A 22,932-nucleotide genomic window follows, 5' to 3' on the forward strand; every position below is an offset into this window, starting at 1 on the left:
GGAGTCCGTTTCAAGCAAAAGAGGAATGATCGGGGTGTTAAAATGATATTGACCGGAAGTTGACAGCTGTGCTAGTATGGATTTCAAAATAACCGACTAAATCGATTGGAATTTAAAAAAAGCGACCGGACCACCGGAGATGTAGTTTGCGCCCATAGGGCGAGCTGCATCTTTTTTTTGTGCTTTTTTTGTTCTCGAGATGTCTTGGAGGCGATGGAATGACAACGGCGGGTTCGCTTGTGGATGTACCCGGCACGAAGGTGGGACATGCGCATGATCCCCGGGCATGGACGGGCTGCACGGCCATTGTATGGGAGAAAGGCGCGCTGTGCAGCATCGATGTGCGCGGCTCGGCGCCCGGCACGCGGGAGACCGATTTGCTGGACCCTACCTGCCTGGTGGACCGCGTGCACGCAGTCTGCCTTAGCGGAGGCTCAGGCTTCGGCCTGGACGCGGCGACGGGCGTAGCCGCCTATTTGGAGGAGCGGGGCATCGGCGCCGACGTCGGCTATGGCATCGTGCCGATCGTCCCGGCCGCCGTGCTGTTCGATTTGTCCGTCGGCGATCCGAAAGTCCGGCCCGACAAGGCGATGGGCTATGCGGCGGCGAGCCGCGCCACGGACGCTCCGGTACAGGAGGGCAATGTCGGCGCAGGCTGCGGCGCTTCCGTCGGGAAGATCGGCGGATTCGCCAAAGCGATGAAGTCCGGACTCGGCTCGGCCTCCGTACGGCTGCCCGGCGGGCTGGTGATCGGGGCAGTCGTCGCCGTGAACGCGCTTGGCGAAGTACGGGACCCCGCGACCCGCGAAGTGTTGGCTGGACCGCTGAATCCGGATGGCCTTCTGGAGGACAGCCATGAGCTGCTGATCCGCCAGCCCTTCTCGTTCACCGGGGTGCCGAAGGGCACCAACACGACGCTGGCCGTCGTCGCGAGCAACGCGAATTTGACGAAAGCCGAGCTCAAGAAGGTGGCCGAGATGACGCACGACGGATTCGCCCGCACGATTTATCCGGTACATACGATGTACGACGGCGATGCCGTATTCGCCGCTTCGACCGGCGGGGTGGACGCTTCGGTCGACGTCGTCGGCGCGGTGTCGGCACAGGTGGTGGCGGAAGCGATCGCGCGCGCCGTCCGGTCGGCGGAGAGCGGAGGCGGCTTGCCGGCGCACCGCGATCTTAAAAACGTACGGCAGGGAGACGGAAGCAAGCCATGACCAATCGAATACCGATCGATAAAATCATCACCGAAAAAAATGTTCCCGTGCCGATGCGCGACGGCGTAACGTTATATGCCGATATTTACCGGCCGGATTCATCGGAGCGGCATCCCGTGCTGCTGATGCGGACGCCGTACAATAAGGCCGACGCACAGACGATGAATTATGCGCATCCATCTTGGTACGCGCAGCACGGCTATGTCGTGATCGTGCAGGATACCCGCGGGCGGTGGGAATCGGAAGGCGAATTTCAGCCTTACCGGACGGAGACGGAAGACGGGTACGACACGATCGAATGGGCGGCGGGGCTGCCCTATGCGATCCCGAAAATCGGGATGTACGGCTTCTCGTACGCTGCCGCCGTGCAGTGGCTGGCTGCGGTCGGCCGGCCTCCGCATTTGACCTGTATCGCGCCTGCAATGATCGGGTCCGACTCGTATCAAGGGAAAACGTACCGCAGCGGCGCGTTCGCCTTGGCCAGCATACAATCGTGGGTGCTGTTCGTCGCACAGGACACCGCTTTGCGGCAGGGCCGGACCGATTGGGCTGCTGAGCTTGCGGAAAATCTGGCCGGTATCCACGGGGTGTACCGTTCCCTGCCGCTGAAGCGGACGGCGGCGATCCGGGAGGAGCTGGCGCCTTATTATCGGGAATGGCTGGAGCATCCCGTCCGCGGGCCGTATTGGACAGCCCGCTCGTTGCGGGAGCGATACGGCGCAATTGAAGTGCCGGCGCTGCATGTCGGCGGCTGGTACGATCTGTTCGTCGACGGCACGATTGAAAACTTTAACGGCGTGCGGGAACAGGGAGCGACGGCTCTGGCGCGGGATAACCAGTACTTGGTCGTGGAGCCGTGGTACCATATGCCGTGGTCGAGGTACGTGGGGGAGCTTGATTTCGGGCCGGAGGCGGCCAACCGGATCGACCGGCTGCAGCTCGAATGGTTCGCCCGCTGGCTGAAGGAAGACGCCTCGCAATGGAGCGGCGTCGCTCCGGTACAATATTTTGTCATGGGCGACAACCGCTGGAAGCAGTCGCAACAGTGGCCGCCGCAACCTGCCGCCGGGACGCCCTTTTATTGGCGCAGCGCGAGCCGGGCCAACTCGGTGAGCGGAGACGGCGCGTTAAGCGCAGAGCCGCCCGAAGCCGAGCATCCGGACACGTTCGTCTACCATCCGTCGATTCCGGTGCCCGCGCTGGGGGGGCGATCTGGCGCCGTGCCGGAGCTGACGCCGATGGGGCCGAAAAACCAGCTGCCCGTTGAGGTGCGCAACGACGTCTTGGTTTACACATCGTCGGCGCTTGAGGAAGAGGTGGCCATCGAAGGAAACGTAACGGCCGTCCTGTATGCGGCGACGACGGCGGAGGACACCGATTTTGTCGTGAAGCTGGTCGACGTTCATCCGGACGGCCGGGCCTACAACGTGGCGGAGGGGATCGTGCGAGCCAGCTTCCGCCATTCGCTGGAGCATCCGGAGCCGGTAACGCCGGGGCAAATTGTCCGATATGAAATTCCGCTCGGCCCGACGGCGATCGTGTTCCAGAAGCGTCATGCGATCCGCGTGGACGTAACCAGCTCGCTGTTCCCGACGTTCGACCGTCATCCGAACCGGTTTATGCCGCCGGGGGAAGCGACGGAGGCGGATTTCGCGACCGCGACGCAGACGATTTATCACGACCGGCTGCATCCTTCGCACGTGCTGCTGCCGGTCGTCAATACCATAGAGGAGCTTTGATCCATCATCGGGAGGAACGCATGGGCAAATCGTTTGTTTGGTTCGATCTGGGCTATACGCTCGTTTATCAGCAAAGGGAGGAGGTCTACCGGCAGTTTGTGCAGGAGCAAGGGGCGGACGTTCCGTTAAGCGAAGTGGAACGGGCGTATCACTTGACCGACAAGCTGTTCATGCGGGAATATCCCGGGGCGCTGGGCAAAGAAGCGCAGACGTTTTTTCCCTGGTATTTGGGTGTCGTGAACTACAGACTTGGCTTTCACTTCGACCTGCACAGGCAGTGCGGGCGTATGCGCGAAATTCAGGGCTTGTCGCAGCGGAAATGGCTGTCGTTCCCGTATACAAGCACGGTGCTGGAACGGCTCAAAAAGCATGCCGTCGGCGTAGGCCTCATCAGCAATTGGGACGCGACCGCACGGCACGTGCTGGAGGATAACGGGCTGATCGGCTACTTCGACCACATCGTCATCTCATCCGAGGTCGGCTCGGAGAAGCCGGGCAAAGAAATTTTCCTCTGCGCTCTGCGGGCGGCGGACGTTTCGCCTGAGGATTGCCTGTACGTCGGGGACAATTATTACGACGATGTCGTCGGCAGCTCCCGGGTCGGCATGGACGCGGTGCTGATCAACCGGTTCGGCCGGTTCGGGATCGAGGAGCTTGCCCACGAGCCGACGATCGCTTCCATCGAGGCGGTGCCGGACATCGTGAACAGGTAAAAAGGTCGGAGTCGCGGTCATCAAAATCAGGCAAGAACGAGCGGGGGGACATGCACAATGAAACGTCAGCGAAATAATAGAAAGCATTTTACGGCCATGACCGGCCTGGCAATTATGATTCTGCTTGCCGCATGCAGCGGGAGCGGCAAGCCTGCGGCGGGCTCGGGCGGAGAAACCGCGCAGCCGGCCAAGGCGGCCGGGGCCGGGGAAAAAGTAAACGGAGGCAGCGTCGTCGTCATCGTTCCTCAAGACCCGGACTACCTGGACCCGCATCTGGCGGTAGCCGCCGGCACGTCGGAAATGATGTTCAACGTCTACGAAGGCCTGCTGAAGCCGAATGAAAAAGGCGAGCTTTACCCGGCCATCGCCAAGTCCTACGAGATTGCGCCGGACGGGCTGACGTACACGTTCAAGCTGCGGGAGGGCGTCAAGTTTCACAACGGAAACGCGGTGACGGCGGAGGATGTCAAGTATTCCTACGAACGGCTGGCCGGCCAAGAGACGGGCAAGCCGCTCTCGCCCGCGTTCGCCAGCGTGCAGTCGATCGAAGCGCCGGATGCGGCGACGGTCGTGATCAAGCTTAAGGAAAACAATGCGTCGTTCCTGACCTCGCTGACGGCGTCGGTCATTCCGAAGGGCTATCAGGACAGCAACAAAAAGCCCGTCGGCACCGGCCCGTTCCAATTCGTCGAATATTTGCCGGGGCAGCGTCTCGTTATTGAGAAAAACAAGAACTATTACGTCCAAGACGTGCCATCCTTGGATAAGATCGAATTCCGCATCATTCCGGATCAGGAGGCGGCGCTCGCGGCTTTGAAGTCGGGCGAAGCGGACATCTTCCCCCGCATCGGAACGGAAAAGCTGGACGGGCTCGGCCCCGAATTTCAAACCGTCAGCGCGCCGCAAAACCTCGTGCAGCTGATGACCTACAATATTGCCAGGAAACCGTTCGACGATATCCGGGTACGGCAGGCGATCAACTATGCGGTCGACCGGGATGAGATCATCAAGGGTGTCGCGCTCGGCAAAGGCACGAAGCTCGGCTCGAACATGAGTCCGATCATGAGCCGCTATTATTTGGACGGCCTGCAGGATACGTACAAGTACAGCACGGAAAAAGCGAAAAGCCTGCTCGCCGAGGCCGGCTACAAGGACGGCTTCTCCGCGACGCTGTCCGTGCCGTCCAACTACCAGTTCCATGTCGATACGGCGCAGGTGATTGCGCAGCAGCTCGGCAAAGTCGGCATCAAGCTGAAGATCGAGCCGGTCGAATGGGCGGTATGGCTGGACCGCGTGTACAAGGGACGGGACTACGATCTGACGATTATCGGGCTGGACGGAAAGCTCGATCCGAACGACATTTTGAATAAGTACGCATCGGATTCCAAAAACAATTTCTTCAATTACAAAAGCCCGGAATTCGACCAAGCGCTAAAGCAGGGCTTGACCGAGCTCGATCCGAACAAAAGGGCGGAAGCGTACAAGCAGGCGCAGACGATTCTGGCCAAAGAGGCTGCCGCCGTCTACATCATGGACCCGAACCTCAACGTCGCGCTCAAGAAGACGCTGTCCGGCTACAAGCAATACCCGTTGTACGTGCAGGACATGTCGTCGGTTTATTGGACCCGGTAGCAGGAGAGAGCGCCGATGGACTACAGATACGTGACGCGGCGGGTCATGACGCTGCTTTTGACCGTCGTATTCGTCATTTTGCTGACGTTCTCCGCTTTTCGGCTCGTTCCCGGCAATCCGGCGCTGGCGATCCTGGGGACGGAAGCGACCCCGGAGCAGGTGGAGGCGCTGCAGGCCAAGCTGGGCGCGGACCTGCCGCTGTCCGAGCAGCTTGCGCGATGGCTGAAAGGCGTCGCGGTGCTCGACTTCGGAGAGTCGCTGCGTTTTGCCACGCCGGTGCTGGACTTGATCGGCGGGCGCATTCCCGTCACTTTGTCGCTGGCGCTGATGTCGCTTGCGATGACGGTCGTCGTCTCGATCCCGCTGGGGATCGCGGCGGCGCGGGCGCGGGGGAAAGCGGCGGACCTGATCGTCTCGATCGGGACGCAGCTCGGGCTGGCCGTACCGTCGTTCTGGTCGGGCATTGTTCTCATTCTGCTGTTCGGTCTGACGTTAAAATGGATATCGGTCAGCCGCTTCGTCCCTTGGTCGGAAAATCCGTGGCTTGCGTTCAAGTCGCTCCTGCTGCCCGCCGTGGCCGTTGCGATTCCGCAAATCGCCATCGTGGTGCGGTATTTGCGGACGACGATGCTGGAGCAGCTCGGCCTCGATTACGTGCGGACCGCTTACAGCAAGGGGCTGACGGAGTTTACGATCCATTACAAGCACGTGCTGAAAAATGCGCTGATCCCGGTGATTACCGTCGTCGGCATGAATTTTGGCGAAATTCTCGCGGGCAGCCTGGTGATCGAGCAGGTATTCACGCTCCCCGGGGCGGGCCGGCTTTTGGTTACGGCGATCGCCAACCGCGATTATCCGCTTATCCAAGGCATGGTCGTAATGATTGCGTTTGCCGTCATTTCGATCAATTTTCTCGTCGATCTGTCCTACCGCTGGTTGGACCCCAAAATTCGCTTAAAGTAGAGGCCGCCATGAACAAAAGTAACCGCATCACGTTATGGCTCGGCGTGACGCTCGTCGCTTCCTTGCTGCTGCTTATGCTCGTCAGCCTGGCGTACGTCCCTTACGGCGTCAACGAGATGGATATCGCCGGGCGGCTGCAGGCGCCGGGGCCCGAGCACCTGCTGGGCACGGATCAATTCGGCCGGGACATTCTTAGCCGGGTAATGGAAGGGACGCAGACCGCCTTCGCCGTCGGCGCCGTATCCGTCTCCATCGGTCTGGCCGGCGGGTTCCTGATCGGCTCGCTCGCCGGCTATTTGGGCCAATGGGCCGACGAGCTGCTTATGCGCCTCGTCGACGCCTTGATGGCGTTTCCGGGCATTTTGCTGGCGCTGATTTTCGTTTCGATCTTCAAGCCGAGCTTGTTCCAAACGATGATCGCCATCGGCCTCTTGTCCGTGCCGTCGTTCGCCCGCGTGATCCGCAGCGGCTTCCTTCAGCTTAAGGAAGCCGAATTCGTCAAGGCGGCGCGGGGGATGGGGGCCGGGCACGCGTCCGTGATCATCCGCCACATCGTGCCGAATATGCTGTCGTCCGTCATCGTGACGGCCTCGCTCAGCTTCTCCACGGCGATTCTGGTGGAGGCGGCGCTGAGCTACCTCGGACTCGGCGTACAACCGCCGGACCCGAGCTGGGGAGGCATGCTGAACGAATCCCAGAGCTACATCGGCAAGGCCCCGTGGTTTACGCTCGCCCCGGGCATTTTGATTACCGTCACCGTGCTCGGCTTCAATCTGCTCGGGGACGGCATCCGGGATTTGCGGGACCGCCGGGCCTAGAAAGGAAGGAGATGGCGCATGACGAACTCACCGTTAGAGAAGAAGCCCTTGCTTGCCATTCGGGATCTGCATGTAGAATTGACTCCCTCCGGCAGGAAGGAGGCGGCGCTGCCGGTGCTCACCGGCATTTCGCTTGCCATTTATCCGGGTGAAGTAATAGGAATTGTTGGAGAATCAGGCTGCGGGAAAAGCGCGCTGTCCTTGTCCGTTGTCGGGCTGCTGCCCCGCGCGATGCGGATCGGGCAAGGGGAAATCTGGTATCAATCCGCCCCGGTCCACCGGCTTGGCCAAGAAGAGACGCGCCGTCTTCGAGGCAGAGAAATCGCGATGGTGTTCCAAGACCCGATGACGTCGCTCAATCCCGCCTTGACCGTCGGCGAGCAGCTGACGGAAATGCTGCGGCTGCATCTGGGGCTGACGCGGCGGGAAGCCAACGCCCGGGCGGCGGAGCTGCTGCGGAACGTCGGGCTGCCGCGCCCCCAAGCGCTGCTGTCCGAATACCCGCACCGGCTCTCCGGCGGAATGCGCCAGCGGGTCATGATTGCGATGGCGCTCTCGTGCCGTCCGCAGCTGCTGATCGCCGACGAGCCGACGACGGCGCTCGATGTGACCATTCAAGCGCAAATTTTGGAGCTGCTGAAGCGGATCAGCACCGAGGAACGGACGGCGATTATGCTCGTTTCCCACGATCTCGGCGTCATTGCCGACATGTGCGACCGGATTGCCGTCATGTACGCGGGACAAATCGTGGAGGAAGGCACGGTGGAGGACATTTTCGATGCGCCCCGCCATCCGTACACGATCGGGCTGCTGAATTCGATCCCTTCGCCGGCGAAGAAAAAAGAGCGGCTCTATTCGATTCCGGGAACCGTTCCCGCGCTCCATGAACGGGGCGGCGGCTGCCGGTTTTATTCCCGCTGTCCGCAAGCCGCGGACCGCTGTCTGGCCGAGCCGCCGCGGCTGATGGAGCTGAACGGCCGGCATGCCGTCCGCTGCCTGCTCGCCGTGCCGGAAGGAGGGGCTTCCCATGCCGCCGGTTGAGCCTTTGGTCGAAATCGAGCAGCTCGTGAAGCACTATGTCCGGGTCGGCTTATGGGGACGCAGGCAAGTGCTGCGCGCCGTCGACGGCGTATCGCTGTCGATCCGCCGAGGCGAGACGCTAGGGCTTGTCGGCGAGAGCGGCTGCGGAAAGTCGACGACCGGGCAGCTGGCGGCCCGGCTGCTCGCGCCGACCGGGGGCGCGATGCGCTTCAAGGGGACCGACATCCGGGCGCTTCGAGGCGGCGCGGCGAAGGAGCTGCGCAAGCAGATTCAGTACGTGTTCCAAGACCCGTACACGTCGCTGAACCCGAGGCATCCGGTCTCCGCGCTGCTTGAGGAGCCGCTTCGGATTCATGGCATCGGCGGCCGTCGGGAGCGAAGGGAGCAGGTTCGCGGGATGCTGCGGACGATCGGGCTCGGCGAGCCGTACGAGCGCGCTTATCCGCACGAGCTGAGCGGCGGCCAGCGCCAGCGGGTGGGCATTGCCCGGGCGTTGATGCTGAATCCTGAATTTTTGATTCTGGATGAGCCGGTCTCCGCGCTGGACGTCTCCGTGCAGTCGCAAATTTTGAATTTGCTGAAGGACTTGCAGCAGCGGCTTGCGCTGACCTATTTATTCATTTCCCACGACCTTCACGTCGTGCATTATATGAGCGACCGGGTGGCGGTCATGTACTTGGGCAAAATCGTCGAACTGTCGGACGTTGAGCGGATTTACGAGAATCCGCTTCATCCTTACACGCAGGCTTTGCTGTCGGCGATTCCGCCGGAGCATCGGGGGCGCAATCGGGAGCGGATCGTGCTGGAGGGCGAGCTTCCGAGTCCGCTGGCGGTGCCGCGGGGGTGCGCGTTTCATACGCGCTGCCCGCATGCGGAAGAACGATGCCGGACGGTTACGCCTTCGCTGCGTACGGCCGAGCCGGGGCATGAGGTCAGCTGTCACCTGGTTTAGCGGCAACAGGAGACGGAGTTCGTTTGCGGCTGCCTGGGAGACCGGGAGGAGCGGCGGCATCCGGACGACGTCGAGCACGCTTTTAGACGATCGAGATCGGCTGAGTTGCAAAAAAACTTGAGTCTGCGCCCGTTTCCCAGTATATTGGGGATATCCATATTTCACGGGGGTAGAACATGAGTCGAAACGACGAACTGACCGGGTATGGCCGCCATCATCTCCAGATGGAATCGTACGGAGCGGCCGCCTTTTGTTTTTATCGGGCTATAAAAGAAAACGAATTCAACGGAAACGCGTGGAACGGCCTCATTCTTTCGCTAAGTTTGATGCGCCGGGAGGAAGAGATCCGCACGACGCTCGCCCGCTTCGCCTTGCAGCCGGGGCTGGATTTCGACCGCGACCTGCTGACCTTCGTCTTCATGATGTGGCAGCAAAATCCGCGCGCTTTGGCCGAATGGCTGCGCCGGGTCGTGGAATTCAACGGCATCCCGGAAAAGGACAAGCTGGCGTTCACGGAAATTGCGGAGGACGCGGAGCGGGCGTACGAGGATCTGGTCGCGAAGTACGGCGCGGAATCGCTGCACAGCCGCGGCATGCTGACGCTGGAAGAGTACGCGGCGCGTCCGATTCAATTGGACTGGCTGCTGGAAGCGCCGGTCGATACGATCTACGAGCAGCTGCAGTGGTGGCTCGAGGACAAGGACTCGGCGCTCTCGGCGGTGCGCCTGCTCTGCATGCTGCCCGACACGCGAAGCGAAAAGCTGCTGCGCCGCGTCTGCCGCAACGTCGCCATCGAGCCGAAGGTGCGGACGCACGCGCTGCTGGCGCTCCGCTGGCTTGGCGTCCGCGGCAATGCGCGGCTGTACAAGTTCAACGAGTCGTTCGTCATCGACTTGGACAATCCGAAGCCGGAGCTGACGATTTCCGTTCCGGCCGTTTACAAGCCTGCGCTGGACCGCGTGAAGCTGTGGGCGGCCAAGGAGAAGGGGCTCGTAACGCCGGAAGTGTACGAGCGGTACGCTTCGACGGACGAGGTAGAGCTGCCGCCCGAGATCGTCGAGAAGCTGGACGAGGCGGAGGTTCCGCCGCTGCTGCAGGAAGTGTCGCATGCGCTTATTCGCGCCGCCCATGATGAGTACTACCCGCTAGTGCCGACGATTAGCGGCACGCGCCAATGGAGCGCCGCGCTGCTCATGCTGATGAAGGATTATGCCGTCGGCATCGGGGAAGAGTGGCCGTACGGCGAGCCGGAGCAGGACGAAACGGCGAAGCAGCACCGCAATTGGCTGCTGAGCGCGAGCCCGGATTTTTATCCGAGCATCGAGGAAGTACGCAAATTGAAAGAAAGCTGATCCGTGCGGCGGTGTCCGCGTACGGTCGAATCAAGCGCGAAAAATGCCGGTTGTCTCCGTTCATTCCAGGAGAAGGCCGGCATTTTTGCATGGTTCAAATTGGGTTGCGTTTTTTTTGCGGTAAAGGGCGTCCGCCCATGACCCCGGTATTTGTGCTACATAGCATAGATAGGAAACTGTTCTTTTCTTGAAGGGGGTCATCGTTTGCGGATTTTGTTTTTGGAAAATCATCCGATGTGGGTTCACGGATTGCCTAACGGGTTCCGGCAGCTTGGTCATCAGGTCAAAACCTATTTCCCGGACGCGAACACGAAACGGACAATCGCCCGTTTTCGCCCCCATCTTATTATAGTGATGGGGTGGACGCCGGCCAATGATACGGCAGAAAAGCAGCTGAGGATTTCCAAGGCTGTCCGAAAGTCCGGAATTCCTCTTGTTTATTGGGCGACGGAAGACCCCGGGTACCACCGGAAGTTTTCCAGACCTTTGGTCCGACGGATAAAACCCGATTTTGTCTTTACCATTCACCGGGCTACGCTGAAAAAATACCGGAAGCTGCGGATTCCGGCAGCCCATCTGGATTTTGGATACGATCCCGGCATCCATAAGAGAGTTCCTGTCGTCAAGAAGTACCGGAGTACCGCAGTTCTCGTGGCCAACGGTTATATACAGCTTTACCGGCAAAATCCGCGCCATTTCCGGTTCAAATCTCTCCGTATGCTGGTCAACCCGTTTTTGGCGGAAGGCTTGGGCGTTGCAATGTACGGACGCTATTGGAACAAGATGCGAGGCTTTTTCCGCACGCGCCTTCCCAAAAAATCAATTCGAGGTTATCTGCCTTATCCCGAAGCGAACAAGGTATACAGCTCCGCCAAATTCGTCATTTGTCCGCAAAATGCGGGAGATCGCCTTACCCAGCGCACTTACGAAATTCTTGCTTCGGGAGGGCTTATCGTTACAAACGACACGCCCGAAATACGCCGATGGTTTCGCCCCGGTCGCGATCTTCTCGTTACTTCTTCCGAGAAGATGACGCGAAGCCTGATCCGGAAATACGCCCGGCTGCCCGAAGCCTGCGAGCGCATACGCCGCAACGCGGCGCGCGCTGCCGCTCCCCACGCCTACAGACATCGTGCGCGGTATATTTTGCGCGTGTTGAAGAAACGCGGGATCCTATAGCGCGGCCGGAGCGGGACGGGAATGCAGATTGGAAGCGGGACTGGATTCGGGACCGTCCCGCAAGAAGGTTCGAGACGGTGGCCAGTCGATAGCCTTTTTTCCGCAAGCCGTCAATAATTTGGGGCAGGGCCTGCGCCGTTTGGCTTGCGGAATCGCTCGCATGCATCAGGACGATGTCGCCCGGCCTCACGGCGTTCAGCACCCGCCGCACGATGGCTGCCACACCCGGCTTCTTCCAATCCAGCGAATCCACGCTCCAGTGAATCGTCAGGTATCCGAGACTTCGCAGCTTGCTGACGACGCGGGCATTCAAATCGCCGTTGGGCGGCCGGAACAGAACGGGCTTCACCCCGGTTGCCCTGCGGATGACGTTCTCCGCCTTTTTCACTTGCCGATGAATCCACCGGTTCCCATGCTTGGTATAGTTGACATGCATGTCTCCATGGGAGCCGATCTCGTAGCCTCTGGAGCGGATGGTGCGGGCAAGGCGGGGGTGGCGGGCCACCCATGGAGCGGAAAGGAAAAAAGTAGCCTGCGTCACGTTCTTTTTCCGCAAAATACCGAGCACCGGACCCGGTACCTTGCTGCCCCAGCCGATATCGAACGTCAAGGCCACCCGTTTTTGCCTGGTCTCGATTTTATAAATCGCTTGGTTGCGGCTTGTCACGGAATCCCTCCTTATACCAATACTATATTCGACGCGGGGGACAGCCTGACCGTGCGCCTGTCATGACGGATCTCAACGAAAGGAGCCCGAGTATGAGAATCCTCTTTTTCGAGAACGGAACGATCTGGTCCAGAGGTTTGCCGGATGGACTGCGCGACCTGGGGCATACCGTACGGATGTCCGGGCCTCTGACGAAGCGCCGCATCCCCGCCATCCTCGCTTCCTTCCGTCCGCATCTGATCGTCAACGTCGGATGGGGGCCGGACCATATCGGAAAAAAGCAAATTTGGATGCGGAAATGGGCCAGGGCCGCCCGGATCCCGCTCGTTTATTGGTCTACGGAAGATCCTCATTTTACGAAGAGGTTCACTCTTCCGCTCATCCGAAGAATGCGGCCAGACTACGTCTTTACGATTTCCGCCAAAACAGCCCGGACCTTCCGCAAGCTGGGAATTGCCGCCGCTCATCTGGATTTTGCGTTTCATCCCAGTCTACATCGCAGGCTGAAGCCCTCGAAAAAATATGCGTGCGACATCGCGGTCGTGGCCAACGCCTATCCGTCGGTTCTGCGGAAGGCCCCCGGCCATTTTCGCCGGAAGGCGATCCGGATACTCATCCGCCCCTTGGTGCAGCGCGGGATCCGCGTCGATTTTTACGGACGGAACTGGAATAAAATGAAGCCTTATGTGGGGCGCCGCATTCCGCGTCGGTGGATTCACGGCTATTTGCCGTATAGGGACGCAAGCAAAGTATACAGCTCGGCGAAAATCGTTCTCGGTCTGCAAAATTACCGTGACATGGTCACCCAGCGCACCTACGAAATTGCGGGCTCGGGAGGATTTTTGCTTACCTGCAATACGCCGGGGGTCAGAAAGCTGCTGAAGCCGGGGCACGAGGTGGCCGTGACTTCTTCACCGGCGCAAACCGTCCGGATGGTGCGCCGTTACTTGAAGGATGCCGCGGGACGGGAACGCATCCGGCGTCTGGGCAGAAAGGCGATTGCGAAGCACAGCTATACGCACCGGGCCCGGTTTATGTTAAGGGTGCTGCGGCGGCGCGGCATGATTGGAAACCGCTGATCCGGCGCAGTCCAGCCTGCTTCGCCGTTACTCGGATGAAGGCGACGGGCCGTCCTTTTTTTGAATGTTTCAACAAAACGACACTTGAAGCTTTCCCCGCTATCGCCCGGGGCTTACAGCGGAACGGCTTTACATTCTGTACCTTATCAAGGCAGCGTTTCGCTGCCAATTCCGACTATAAGAGGTGTGCAGGCTATGCGCGTATTATTTCTGGAAAGCCATCCGATGTGGATTTACGGCCTTCCGAACGGTTTCCGCGACGCGGGACATCAGGTGAAACTATCCGGTCCCCTGACGCCTGGGAGACTTCGGACGCTGCTCGCCCGCTTCCGGCCTCATCTCATTGTCTCTCTCGGGTGGACTCCCGTGCACAGACAGCACAACCGGAAGTGGATTCGAAAATACGTAGGCAGCTCGGGAATTCCGCATGTCTATTGGGCGACAGAGGACCCGACTCATACGAAATATTTTACCCTTCCTTATATTCGAGCCGTGAAGCCGGATTTTGTGTTTACCATTTGCCGCTCCCGTGTGAAGGATTACCGCAGGATGGGCATCCGGTCCGCACACTTGGATTTCGGTTATCACCCCAAGGTGCACCGGCCCGTCAAAGCCCGCAAAAAATACCGGTGCAGCATCGCGGTTGTCGCCAACGCTTATCCCCGGAATCTGGTCAAATATCCGAAGCATTACCGCAAGCGATCGCTCCGCAGGCTAATCAGCCCTCTGGTCCGGCATAAGATTCGCGTCGATTTTTGGGGGAGAAGATGGGGGGCCATGAAGCGGTTTCTCGGCACCGATATCCCCAAGCGCTGGCTCCACGGCTACTTGCCCTATCCCAAAGCGAATCAAATTTACAGCTCGGCCAAAATTAATATCGGATTGCAAAACAAGCGCACCCAGGTGACGCAGCGCACGTATGAAATTCTCGGTTCGGGAGGCTTTCTTCTCACCAGCGATACGCCGGAGATCAGACGGTTGTTTAAGCCCGGCAAGCATCTGGTCGTCTCCTCTTCGCCCCGGCAAACGATGAGGTTGGTCCGCTACTATTTAAACCATCCCGTGCAGCGCGAGCGGATTCGCAGAGCCGGGCGGCAGGCCGTGAAGAAGCATTCCTACAAGCAGCGCGCCTTGCAAATGGTCCGCGAGCTAAGAAGGCAAGGAATTTTGAAGCGGGCTTAAAAGCCCCCGGCATTTATTCAGGCTTTCGCACGGACTTGCCCAAATCCACCTCCATCAGATCCCGGCCCACCGTAATCGGTCCGGCATAAATCCCGCTCATGCCCCGGATGTAGGCTGCTTCCGCTTCCGGTGTTTTGGCCGGAGCCGGAATATGATGGGTGAGCAGCAGATGCTTTACGTCCGCCTGACGGGCGATTTCGGCCGCTTGCAGTGTCGTCGTATGGTATTTCGCCGGATTGCCCAGACCTGTCGCCTGCTCCGGATACATGGCAATCAGGGCGTCGAGCCATTCCTTGTTGTAAGCCTCGTGAACGAGCAGGTCGGCTCCTTGGGCGTAGCGAACCATATTGTCTACCGGAATGGTGTCTCCCGAAATGACGGCCGCTTGCCCGTTGTATTCGAATTTATAGGCGACGGCGGGGTATACCGGACGATGGTCGACCTCAAAGGCCGTAATCCGGATCCCGTCCCGATCGTATACGACGCCTTCGTTGCATTCGTGATACTCGATTCTCGAACCGCCCAAGGCGGATTTGTTGTAATGAATGCGCAGATCGACGTCGAAGGCGAACGAAGCTTCCATTTTGCCGATAATGTCCCGGGTCGTGACTGGTCCGTACACCTGCATCGGAACCGTGCGGTTCTCGTACACGGCGCCCGGGACGACATGCGTTCTCCAGCTGCTGATGAACACGTCGAAAAAGCCGGAATTGTGATCGCTGTGGTGATGCGTGAACAGAACGTCCGAAATGCGCTGGGGCATGATGCCGGCCAGAAGAAGCTGGCCGACCGTTCCGGCTCCGCAATCGACGAGAAATACTTTGCTGCCGGCGAGCACAGCCACCCCCGGTTTGGCGACCCCGTAGACCGCCCGCGGCGATCCGGTCCCAAGTAAAATGACTTTTAAATGCTCATGAAAATCGGGCACGAGTTTTTCCTGCCCTTGCATGTGCCTGACGAGGTCTGTCAATCGAAAAGCCCCTTCCTGTGTGTGAAATGCAAGCCTGGCTTCCTGCCGTAAATCCATTATAGAGCAAGAACTCCGCGCTTTCCACACAAATCATTTAGGAATAGTCGGAATTGGAAGGCTTTCCTTTATTCCGCGTGCCGGTTGTGCCGTCATGCCGATGGCGGCGGTTGGACAAGCTTTTCTTATTTGTCCGTCGGGTGTGCTATACTTGGTATATTGCCTGCTATCGAATTCCGAAAGGATGGTTGCCATGTTTACAAGTATACTGGTTGCTTACGACGGTTCCGAGCTATCCCAGAGAGCCTTGGCCAAAGCGAAAGAGCTGGCGGGCGAGGCGAACGCCAAGCTTGAGGTCGTTCATGTGCTGCATCATCCGGTTGTCGTCATCGGCGAAGCGGTCGTATCTCCGCCGCGAAGCTATGAGGCTGAGTACATACAGCTTACGCAATCTCTCATCGACCAAGCGAACCGGGAAATCGCCGGGCTTCCGAACGCGAAAGCCAGCTTGCTGCAAGGTCAGCCTGCGGACGCCGTGCTGGATTATGCCGGGGAGATCGGGGCGGATCTCATCGTGATTGGAAGCCGGGGCTTGTCCGGCCTCAATGAATGGGTGCTCGGAAGCGTGAGCCATCATGTCGTGCAGCACGCCCGGATTCCCGTCCTTGTCATAAAATAGGGTCAAAGTGCATCATGACCGGCGGTTTAGAAAATAAAGCGGGACCCCGTTCCGCCAAATAAAAAAGACGTGCGCCGGAACCGCCGTCGCCTTGGCGATCGTTCCGCGTACGTCTTTTTTAGAATGCGCGGCTCCGCTGCCGGCATCATTCCACCGTGCACTTCTGCTTATCTTACCGCGCATGTTCACTTCGCACAGCTATTCTTCCTGATACAGGTCAGTCGACAAGTAGCGCTCGCCCGAATCCGGCAGCAATACGACGATCGTTTTCCCCTCGTTTTCGGGGCGGATCGCCAGCTCCGTTGCGGCAAAGGCTGCGGCGCCCGACGACATGCCGACCAGCAGACCTTCCTGCTGCCCCAGCAGTCGGGAGGTCCGGTAAGCGTCGTCCGTGCGCACCTTGACGATCTCGTCGACGACGGCTCGGTCGAATACGTCGGGCACGAAGCCCGCTCCGAGCCCTTGGATGCGGTTAGGCCCCGGCTTGCCCCCGGACAGCACGGGCGAATCGTACGGCTCCACCGCGACGATACGCACGGCCGGATTGTGGCGCTTCAGCACTTCGCCGACGCCCGTTACCGTTCCGCCGGTCCCGACGCCCGCGACAAAAATATCGACTTTGCCGTCCGTGTCCGCCCATATTTCCTCCGCCGTCGTCTTCCGGTGGATCGCCGGATTGGCCGGGTTATTGAACTGCTGGGGGATGAACGAATGCGGAATTTCCGCCGCCAGCTCGTCCGCTTTGCGGATCGCGCCCGGCATCCCTTCGCCGCCCGGCGTCAGCACGACCTCCGCGCCGAGCGCCTTCAGCAGATTGATCCGTTCCCGGCTCATCGTATCCGGCATGGTCAGGATCAGCTTATAGCCCCGGGCCGCCGCTACGGAAGCGAGGGCGATGCCGGTATTGCCGCTTGTCGGCTCGATGATGACGGACTCCTGCGGGCGAATGAGTCCCCGCTCTTCCGCGTCCAGAATCATGGCGTAGCCGATGCGGTCTTTGACGCTCCCGGCCGGGTTGAAAAATTCCAGCTTCGCCAGCAGAGTCGCTTTTAATTCTTGCTTTTTATGATAATTGGACAATTCCAGCAACGGGGTATTTCCGATCAGATCCGTTAAGTTTTTCGCGATACGGCTCATTCGTATGCCTCCATTCATTCCGATTAACCCTATTCTTTTAATTACAATATATCATGATACTGCAACAACGATCGCGAGGTCAAACGAAGTCCGGACGGCAAGGCTGTTGCCGGGCATCAAGACGGCTGAATGATAGTTTCAATCTATGATTATGATACGAATAATTGAATTGAACGATAGAACAGGCGGGCTTATACTGGACTCCGTAAGTATACCATCCAGAGAGAAAGAAAGGGAATCTTCATGACTGATCATCAGCGTACGCCGCTGTTTTCCGCCTTGCTGGAGCATGCGCAAAAACAGCCGCACCAATTTCATATCCCCGGACACAAAAAAGGGGAAGGGATGGAAAGCGGCTTTAAATCGTTTATCGGCGACAACGCCTTGTCCATCGATCTGATCAATATTGCGCCGCTGGACGATTTGCACCAGCCGACGGGCGTCATCGGGGAAGCGCAGCGTTTGGCAGCGCTCGCCTTCGGGGCGGATTATACGCTGTTTTCCGTGCAGGGCACAAGCGGCGCCATCATGACCATGATCATGACCGTCTGCGGACCCGGGGATAAAATCATCGTTCCGCGCAATCTGCATAAGTCGATTTTGTCCGCCATCATTTTTTCCGGGGCGAAGCCGGTGTTCGTGTCCCCGGAGCGGGACAAGAAGCTGGGGATCGACCACGGGGTGTCCGTCCGCTCGGTGAAAAAAGCGATTGAGATGCATCCGGACGCCAAAGCGGTGCTTGTGATCAATCCGACCTACTTCGGCGTCTGCACGAATCTGCAGGCCATGGTCGAGACGGCCCACCGCTACGGCATTCCCGTGCTGGTGGACGAAGCGCACGGGGCGCTGCTCCATTTTCACGACAAGCTGCCCATGTCGGCAATGCAGGCGGGAGCCGATATGGCGGCGACCAGCATGCACAAGCTGGGCGGCTCGCTGACGCAGAGCTCCCTGCTGCATGTGCGGGAGGGGCTCGTCCCGGTCAAGCGGGCACAGACGCTGTTCAGCATGCTGACCACGACGTCGACCTCGTACATCCTGCTCGCGTCGCTCGATGCCGCCCGCAAAAATCTCGCCACGCGCGGGAGGGAGATGGCCGAACGGACCATTCGGCTGGCCCAGGAGGCCAGGCGGAGGATTAACGAGATTCCCGGGCTGTTCTGCTTCGGCGATGAGATTTTGTGGACGGAAACGGCATACGATTTCGACCCGACCAAGCTGACGATCCATGTGCGGGGGCTCGGCATGACGGGGTACGAAGCGGAGAACCGGCTTCGGGACCGGCACAATCTGGAGGTGGAGCTAAGCGACCTGTACAACATCTTGTGCCTGATTACCCCGGCGGATACGGAGGAATCGATTGACGTGCTGCTGCGGTCGCTCGAAGAGCTTGCCAGGGGGCGGGGCTGCGGGGGGCAGGCAGAGGAGCGCGATATCCGTCTGCCGGATATTCCCCAGCTTTCGTTAACGCCACGGGACGCGTTCTACGGGGACACGGAGAAGATTCCGTTTCTGGAATCGGCCGGCCGGATCATTGCGGAATCGATCTACGTCTACCCGCCGGGCATCCCGATCCTGCTTCCCGGGGAAGTGATTGGCGAGCGGCACATCGCTTATATTGCCGACCATCTGGAGGTCGGTCTTCCGGTGAAGGGGCCGGAGGATTTGACGCTGCGCGAAGTCAAGGTCATCGTCGAAGCGAACGCGATTTTCTAAAAGGAAAAGGAGGGGAGCCGAATGAACGTTTCGGCCTTGCGCGAATGGTTTCCGATATTGAACCAGCAGGTGAACGGGTATCCGCTGACGTATTTGGACAGCGCGGCTTCGGCGCAGAAGCCGGTTCAAGTGATCAAAGCGCTCAAGCGCTTCTACGAATGGGACAACGCGAACGTGCACCGCGGAGTGCACACCCTCGGCTCGCGGGCGACCGAGGCGTACGAGGGGGCGCGCGCCAAGGTCGCGCGTTTTGTGAATGCCGCCTCGGAGGCGGAAATCGTCTTTACCCGCGGGACGACGTCGAGCATTAATCTGGTCGCCGCCGGATATGCAAGAACGATTTGCAGAGAGGGGGACGAGATCGTCCTGACGCCGATGGAGCATCACGCGAATCTTATCCCGTGGCAGCAGGCGGCCAAAGCGACAGGAGCCGTCTTGAGCTATATTCCGCTGCAGGAGGACGGCACTCTCTCGCTCGAGGACGTGGCGAGAACGGTCACGTCCCGGACGAAAATCGTCGCCGTCTCCCATATCTCGAACGTGCTCGGCGCCGTCAATCCGGTCAAGGGGATCGCCGAGATTGCGCACCGGTGCGGGGCGAAGTTGCTCGTCGACGGAGCGCAGGCGGTTGCCCATGGAAAAGTGGACGTGCAGGAGCTGGATTGCGACTTCTATGCGTTCTCCGGGCATAAGATGTGCGGTCCGACCGGCATCGGCGTGCTGTACGGGAAACGTTCGCTGCTGGAGGCGATGGAGCCGGTCGAATTCGGCGGCGAGATGATCGGCCATGTCGACCTGCGGGAAGCGACGTGGAAGGAGGCGCCGTGGAAGTTCGAAGCGGGCACGCCGATCATTGCCGGCGCCGTCGGTCTAGGAGCGGCGATCGATGTGCTGGAGCAAATCGGCATGGATGCGATCGAGAAGCACGACCTGGAGCTGACTGCTTATGCTATCGCCCGGATGAAGCGAATCGAAGGCCTGACCATCTATGGCCCGACGGAGGGGCGTATCGGGATGGTGACCTTTAACCTGGACGGCATCCACCCTCACGACTTGGCGACAGCGCTGGATGCCTACGGGGTGGCCGTCCGGGCAGGGCATCATTGCTGCCAGCCGCTGATGAGACGGCTCGGGACGCAAGCGACCACGAGAGCGAGCTTTTTTGCCTACAACACGGAAGAGGAAGTCGACCGGCTGGCGGAAGCGCTGTACCGGGCCAAGGCGTATTTTGCGGATTAGCGGTGCGGACGGAGGAATTCATAGGGGGAAGGAGGGACAGACGTTGGACGTTATAGCGTCTAATTTGGCCGCGGTCGAGCGCCGCATTCAAGCTGCGTGTCTTCGCGCCGGGCGGCGCCGGGAGGACGTCGGGATCATCGCCGTCACGAAATACGGCTCCGCCGATTTGACGGCGAAGATGCTGCAGCTCGGGATGGCGCACATCGGCGAAAACCGCTGGCAGCACGCGCAGCCGAAATGGGAGGCGCTGGGAGGACAGGGCAGCTGGCACTTTATCGGCCATCTGCAAACGAACAAAGTGAAGGACGTCGTCGGCAAGTTCGCGTACATCCATTCGTTGGACCGGATGTCGCTGGCGACGGAAATTCAGCGAAAAGCGGACGCGTTAGGCGAACCGGTCCGCTGCTTCATTCAAGTGAACGTATCCGGAGAGGAGAGCAAATACGGCCTGCCGCCGGAGGAGCTTGTTCCGTTCGCGCGGCAGGTGTCCAAGCTGGATGCCGTACAGGTGGTCGGCTTGATGACAATGGCTCCGCTGGACCGGGATGCCGAGGCGGCCCGGCCCGTATTCCGCGGACTGCGGCAGCTCCGCGACAAGCTGAACGAAGCGGGGGCGTTCGGCTGCGAAGTTCAGCACCTGTCGATGGGCATGTCCGGCGATTTTGAAGTCGCGATTGAAGAAGGCGCTACATGGCTCAGGCTCGGCTCCGTCCTGTGCAAGCAGGAAGGCGGGGCCTGACGCAAAAGCGGCAACCCTGCGGGGGCAGCATCGTCATGCCCGTGGAGTTGCCGCTCTATTTTTCACGCCGTCCGGGTTATCCCAAATGAAGCTCCTTCATCTTGTTGTACAGGGTTCCCCGGGAAATGCCCAGCAGCTTGGCTGCGGCGCTCTTGTTGCCGAGCGTCTTGGCCAAGGCGTCTTCGATTAGCGATTTTTCCTCTTCTTCGGTATTCCGCGTTTTCAATATTCGCAATTGCGGATCGGGCTGCTCCGCCCTTGTCTTGTCCAAATGCGGCTGCTCCTTTTGCAAATGCGCAGGGAGGCTGGTCATCGCAATGCGTTCGTTTTCGCTGAGAATCAGGCACCGTTCCACGACGCTCATCAGCTCGTTGATGTTGCCGGGCCAATCGTAATTGGCGAACGCCAGCATCACTTCGGGCTCAAGCTGCGGAATCGGCTTTTGATACTGCAGCGCAAATTGTCTGACGAACGTTTGAACGAGCGACGGGATGTCTTCCTTTCGCTCGCGAAGCGCAGGCAAGGCGATGGAAATGACGCTCAGCGCGTAATACAAATCGGACCGGAACAGCTGTTTTTCGACCAATTTGTGCAAATCCCGATCCGTTGCCGCGATGATGCGGGCATGCACCGGAATAGGGGCGGTCCCGCCCGTCCGAACGACCGTTTGCGTCTGAATGGATTGCGCCAGCTTCGCTTGAATGTCCGGCGGCAGCCGGTCGATTTCGTTCAGGAACAGCGTGCCTTGATCGGCCAATTCCAATTTTCCGGCGCTGCCGGTCTGATTTCCTGAAAAAGCGCCCCCCTGAAAGCCGAAGAGCTCCGTTTCCAGCAATCCGGCGGGGATGGAACCGCAATGCAGCGTAATGAACGGCTTGTCGGCCCGCGGACTGGCTTGATGAATCACTTGGGCAAGCTGTTCCTTGCCTACCCCGGCTTCCCCGATCAGCAGCAGAGGATTTTCGGCTCCGGCCACTTTTCTCGCCAGCCGGATCGCATTGCCGATCAGTTCGCCTTTGCCCTTGATGAAGGAAAACGGGTCCTCATGGCTTGCCTGTTCGTCGAAGCGCGCCATATGGGTCGAAGAAAGCTCGTCGTTCAGACGGACCAATTGGGTGATGTCCTGCTCCGTGGCGATCCCGCCGATAATATGGCCGCTATCATCCACAACGGGAGAAGCGTTGACCAGCACGTGGTTGCCGGGACGCGGACGGTGATACGTATTCCGGATCATCCGGCCTTCGTCCAGCATTCGGAGCACCATGAGCGCCTCCGGTTGGAAATGCTCGCCAATGCGCCTGCCCAATATATCTTTTTTGTCGATGCCGTACGTCTCCTCGGCGACGGTATTCCAGCAAATCACCGTGCCGCTCTGGTCGACGACCGTTACCGCGTCGGTTACCGTCTCCGCCAGCGTGAAGAAGTAGGAAGCGAGCCGCTGACGCTCTTTATAAACGAAAGTCAGCAGCTCGGCCATAAAGCTGTAACCGACCAAGGTTCCGTCGGCTTCCCGGAAGACGACGGGCCGCTGGGTCGCGGTGGGCAGCTGCATGAAGCTTTCGTAGTTCCCTGCGGCGACCTCCGAATGAGGGAGAACGGGAGACAGCAGATTCGGGCAGCACGCCAAGTCGTCGATCGTCGTATCCTGCCGCTGCTCGAAAAGCCAAAGATCCCCGGAGGTAAACAAGTAAGCGCTGTTATCCTTCAGGATGCAGACGGCAGCGTCTCGACGCAGGTATGCCGCAATGTCGCAAATTGTCGAATGAAGAGGAAGCATATGCATTTGTCGATGAATAGGTAATTGTTCAGCATTGAACATAGGCAGCCTCGCATGGGGTTTTATAATTAAATTTAACATGAAAAAGAACGGGTTACAACTGAAGGCCATCCGCCGATTGGATTATTTTCCATGTAAAAAATG

At 59.4% G+C, this 22,932-nt stretch carries 19 protein-coding genes and 1 pseudogene; 16 read left to right on the forward strand and 4 right to left on the reverse strand.

Translation table 11 applies throughout. The features are described from left to right. Positions 1 to 218: 218 nt before the first annotated feature. From PEH01S_RS03985 to PEH01S_RS36285, 10 genes are all read left to right on the forward strand, one after another. The gene (locus PEH01S_RS03985; RefSeq protein WP_127484027.1) at positions 219 to 1,217 is read left to right on the forward strand and encodes a P1 family peptidase; all 999 of its coding nucleotides are present in this window, start codon (positions 219 to 221) and stop codon (positions 1,215 to 1,217) included. After that, positions 1,214 to 2,956, forward strand: a complete 1,743-nt coding sequence (locus PEH01S_RS03990; protein ID WP_246062780.1) for a CocE/NonD family hydrolase — start codon at positions 1,214 to 1,216, stop codon at positions 2,954 to 2,956. Before PEH01S_RS03985 ends, PEH01S_RS03990 begins: the two co-directional genes overlap by 4 nt. Positions 2,957 to 2,976: 20 nt before the next feature. After that, positions 2,977 to 3,669 carry an HAD family hydrolase gene (locus PEH01S_RS03995; protein WP_127484028.1) on the forward strand — a complete coding sequence of 231 codons (693 nt, stop codon included), beginning with the start codon at positions 2,977 to 2,979 and terminating at the stop codon, positions 3,667 to 3,669. Between the two features lie 57 nt (positions 3,670 to 3,726). After that, complete coding sequence (locus tag PEH01S_RS04000) at positions 3,727 to 5,301, forward strand: ABC transporter substrate-binding protein (RefSeq protein WP_246062782.1); 1,575 nt, start codon at positions 3,727 to 3,729, stop codon at positions 5,299 to 5,301. 15 nt (positions 5,302 to 5,316) lie between these two features. Then, complete coding sequence (locus PEH01S_RS04005) at positions 5,317 to 6,264, forward strand: ABC transporter permease (protein WP_127484029.1); 948 nt, start codon at positions 5,317 to 5,319, stop codon at positions 6,262 to 6,264. Positions 6,265 to 6,272: 8 nt separating this feature from the next. Then, positions 6,273 to 7,082, forward strand: coding sequence for an ABC transporter permease (locus PEH01S_RS04010; protein ID WP_127484030.1), 810 nt, complete (start codon positions 6,273 to 6,275; stop codon positions 7,080 to 7,082). 18 nt (positions 7,083 to 7,100) lie between these two features. Beyond that, entirely contained in the window at positions 7,101 to 8,123 is a 1,023-nt protein-coding gene (locus PEH01S_RS04015) for an ABC transporter ATP-binding protein (protein WP_127484031.1), read from the forward strand. Then, positions 8,110 to 9,075, forward strand: coding sequence for an ABC transporter ATP-binding protein (locus PEH01S_RS04020; RefSeq protein WP_127484032.1), 966 nt, complete (start codon positions 8,110 to 8,112; stop codon positions 9,073 to 9,075). The genes PEH01S_RS04015 and PEH01S_RS04020 overlap by 14 nt, the downstream gene beginning before the upstream one ends. Before the next feature lie 176 nt (positions 9,076 to 9,251). After that, positions 9,252 to 10,427 (forward strand): hypothetical protein, encoded by a 1,176-nt coding sequence (locus PEH01S_RS04025; protein WP_025848790.1) that lies wholly within the window; start codon positions 9,252 to 9,254, stop codon positions 10,425 to 10,427. 234 nt (positions 10,428 to 10,661) lie between these two features. Further along, positions 10,662 to 11,606, forward strand: a complete 945-nt coding sequence (locus tag PEH01S_RS36285; protein ID WP_456320085.1) for a CgeB family protein — start codon at positions 10,662 to 10,664, stop codon at positions 11,604 to 11,606. A gap of 280 nt (positions 11,607 to 11,886) precedes the next feature. Here PEH01S_RS36285 and PEH01S_RS36100 read toward each other — a convergent pair. Beyond that, a pseudogene (locus PEH01S_RS36100) lies at positions 11,887 to 12,273 on the reverse strand (polysaccharide deacetylase family protein); the annotation flags it as partial. A gap of 92 nt (positions 12,274 to 12,365) precedes the next feature. On the opposite strand from PEH01S_RS36100, the gene PEH01S_RS04040 reads away from it, so the two are divergent. Both PEH01S_RS04040 and PEH01S_RS04045 read left to right on the forward strand, forming a co-directional pair. Continuing rightward, entirely contained in the window at positions 12,366 to 13,352 is a 987-nt protein-coding gene (locus PEH01S_RS04040) for a CgeB family protein (protein ID WP_246062783.1), read from the forward strand. A 195-nt stretch (positions 13,353 to 13,547) separates the two neighbouring features. Further along, complete coding sequence (locus tag PEH01S_RS04045) at positions 13,548 to 14,534, forward strand: CgeB family protein (RefSeq protein ID WP_025848788.1); 987 nt, start codon at positions 13,548 to 13,550, stop codon at positions 14,532 to 14,534. Positions 14,535 to 14,547: 13 nt separating this feature from the next. Here PEH01S_RS04045 and PEH01S_RS04050 read toward each other — a convergent pair whose 3' ends face one another. Further along, positions 14,548 to 15,504 carry an MBL fold metallo-hydrolase gene (locus PEH01S_RS04050; RefSeq protein WP_036713537.1) on the reverse strand — a complete coding sequence of 319 codons (957 nt, stop codon included), beginning with the start codon at positions 15,502 to 15,504 and terminating at the stop codon, positions 14,548 to 14,550. Between the two features lie 250 nt (positions 15,505 to 15,754). On the opposite strand from PEH01S_RS04050, the gene PEH01S_RS04055 reads away from it, so the two are divergent. After that, entirely contained in the window at positions 15,755 to 16,180 is a 426-nt protein-coding gene (locus PEH01S_RS04055) for a universal stress protein (RefSeq protein WP_025848785.1), read from the forward strand. 198 nt (positions 16,181 to 16,378) lie between these two features. On the opposite strand, the gene cysK is transcribed toward PEH01S_RS04055, so the two are convergent. After that, positions 16,379 to 17,317, reverse strand: coding sequence for a cysteine synthase A (gene cysK, locus PEH01S_RS04060; RefSeq protein ID WP_127484036.1), 939 nt, complete (start codon positions 17,315 to 17,317; stop codon positions 16,379 to 16,381). 243 nt (positions 17,318 to 17,560) lie between these two features. Here cysK and PEH01S_RS04065 point away from each other — a divergent pair, with 243 nt between their 5' ends. Genes PEH01S_RS04065 through PEH01S_RS04075 form a run of 3 tightly spaced genes read left to right on the forward strand, consistent with a single transcriptional unit; the run spans position 17,561 to position 21,011 of the window. After that, complete coding sequence (locus tag PEH01S_RS04065) at positions 17,561 to 19,033, forward strand: aminotransferase class I/II-fold pyridoxal phosphate-dependent enzyme (protein ID WP_025848782.1); 1,473 nt, start codon at positions 17,561 to 17,563, stop codon at positions 19,031 to 19,033. Between the two features lie 21 nt (positions 19,034 to 19,054). After that, positions 19,055 to 20,272 (forward strand): cysteine desulfurase, encoded by a 1,218-nt coding sequence (locus PEH01S_RS04070; protein ID WP_127484037.1) that lies wholly within the window; start codon positions 19,055 to 19,057, stop codon positions 20,270 to 20,272. A 43-nt stretch (positions 20,273 to 20,315) separates the two neighbouring features. Next, positions 20,316 to 21,011 (forward strand): YggS family pyridoxal phosphate-dependent enzyme, encoded by a 696-nt coding sequence (locus PEH01S_RS04075; RefSeq protein WP_025848779.1) that lies wholly within the window; start codon positions 20,316 to 20,318, stop codon positions 21,009 to 21,011. 76 nt (positions 21,012 to 21,087) lie between these two features. On the opposite strand, the gene PEH01S_RS04080 is transcribed toward PEH01S_RS04075, so the two are convergent. Next, entirely contained in the window at positions 21,088 to 22,830 is a 1,743-nt protein-coding gene (locus PEH01S_RS04080) for a sigma-54 interaction domain-containing protein (protein WP_127484038.1), read from the reverse strand. Between the last annotated feature and the right edge of the window lie 102 nt (positions 22,831 to 22,932).

It is taken from the genome of Paenibacillus ehimensis NBRC 15659 (assembly GCF_004000785.1).
Lineage (GTDB): Bacteria > Bacillota > Bacilli > Paenibacillales > NBRC-103111 > Paenibacillus_G > Paenibacillus_G ehimensis.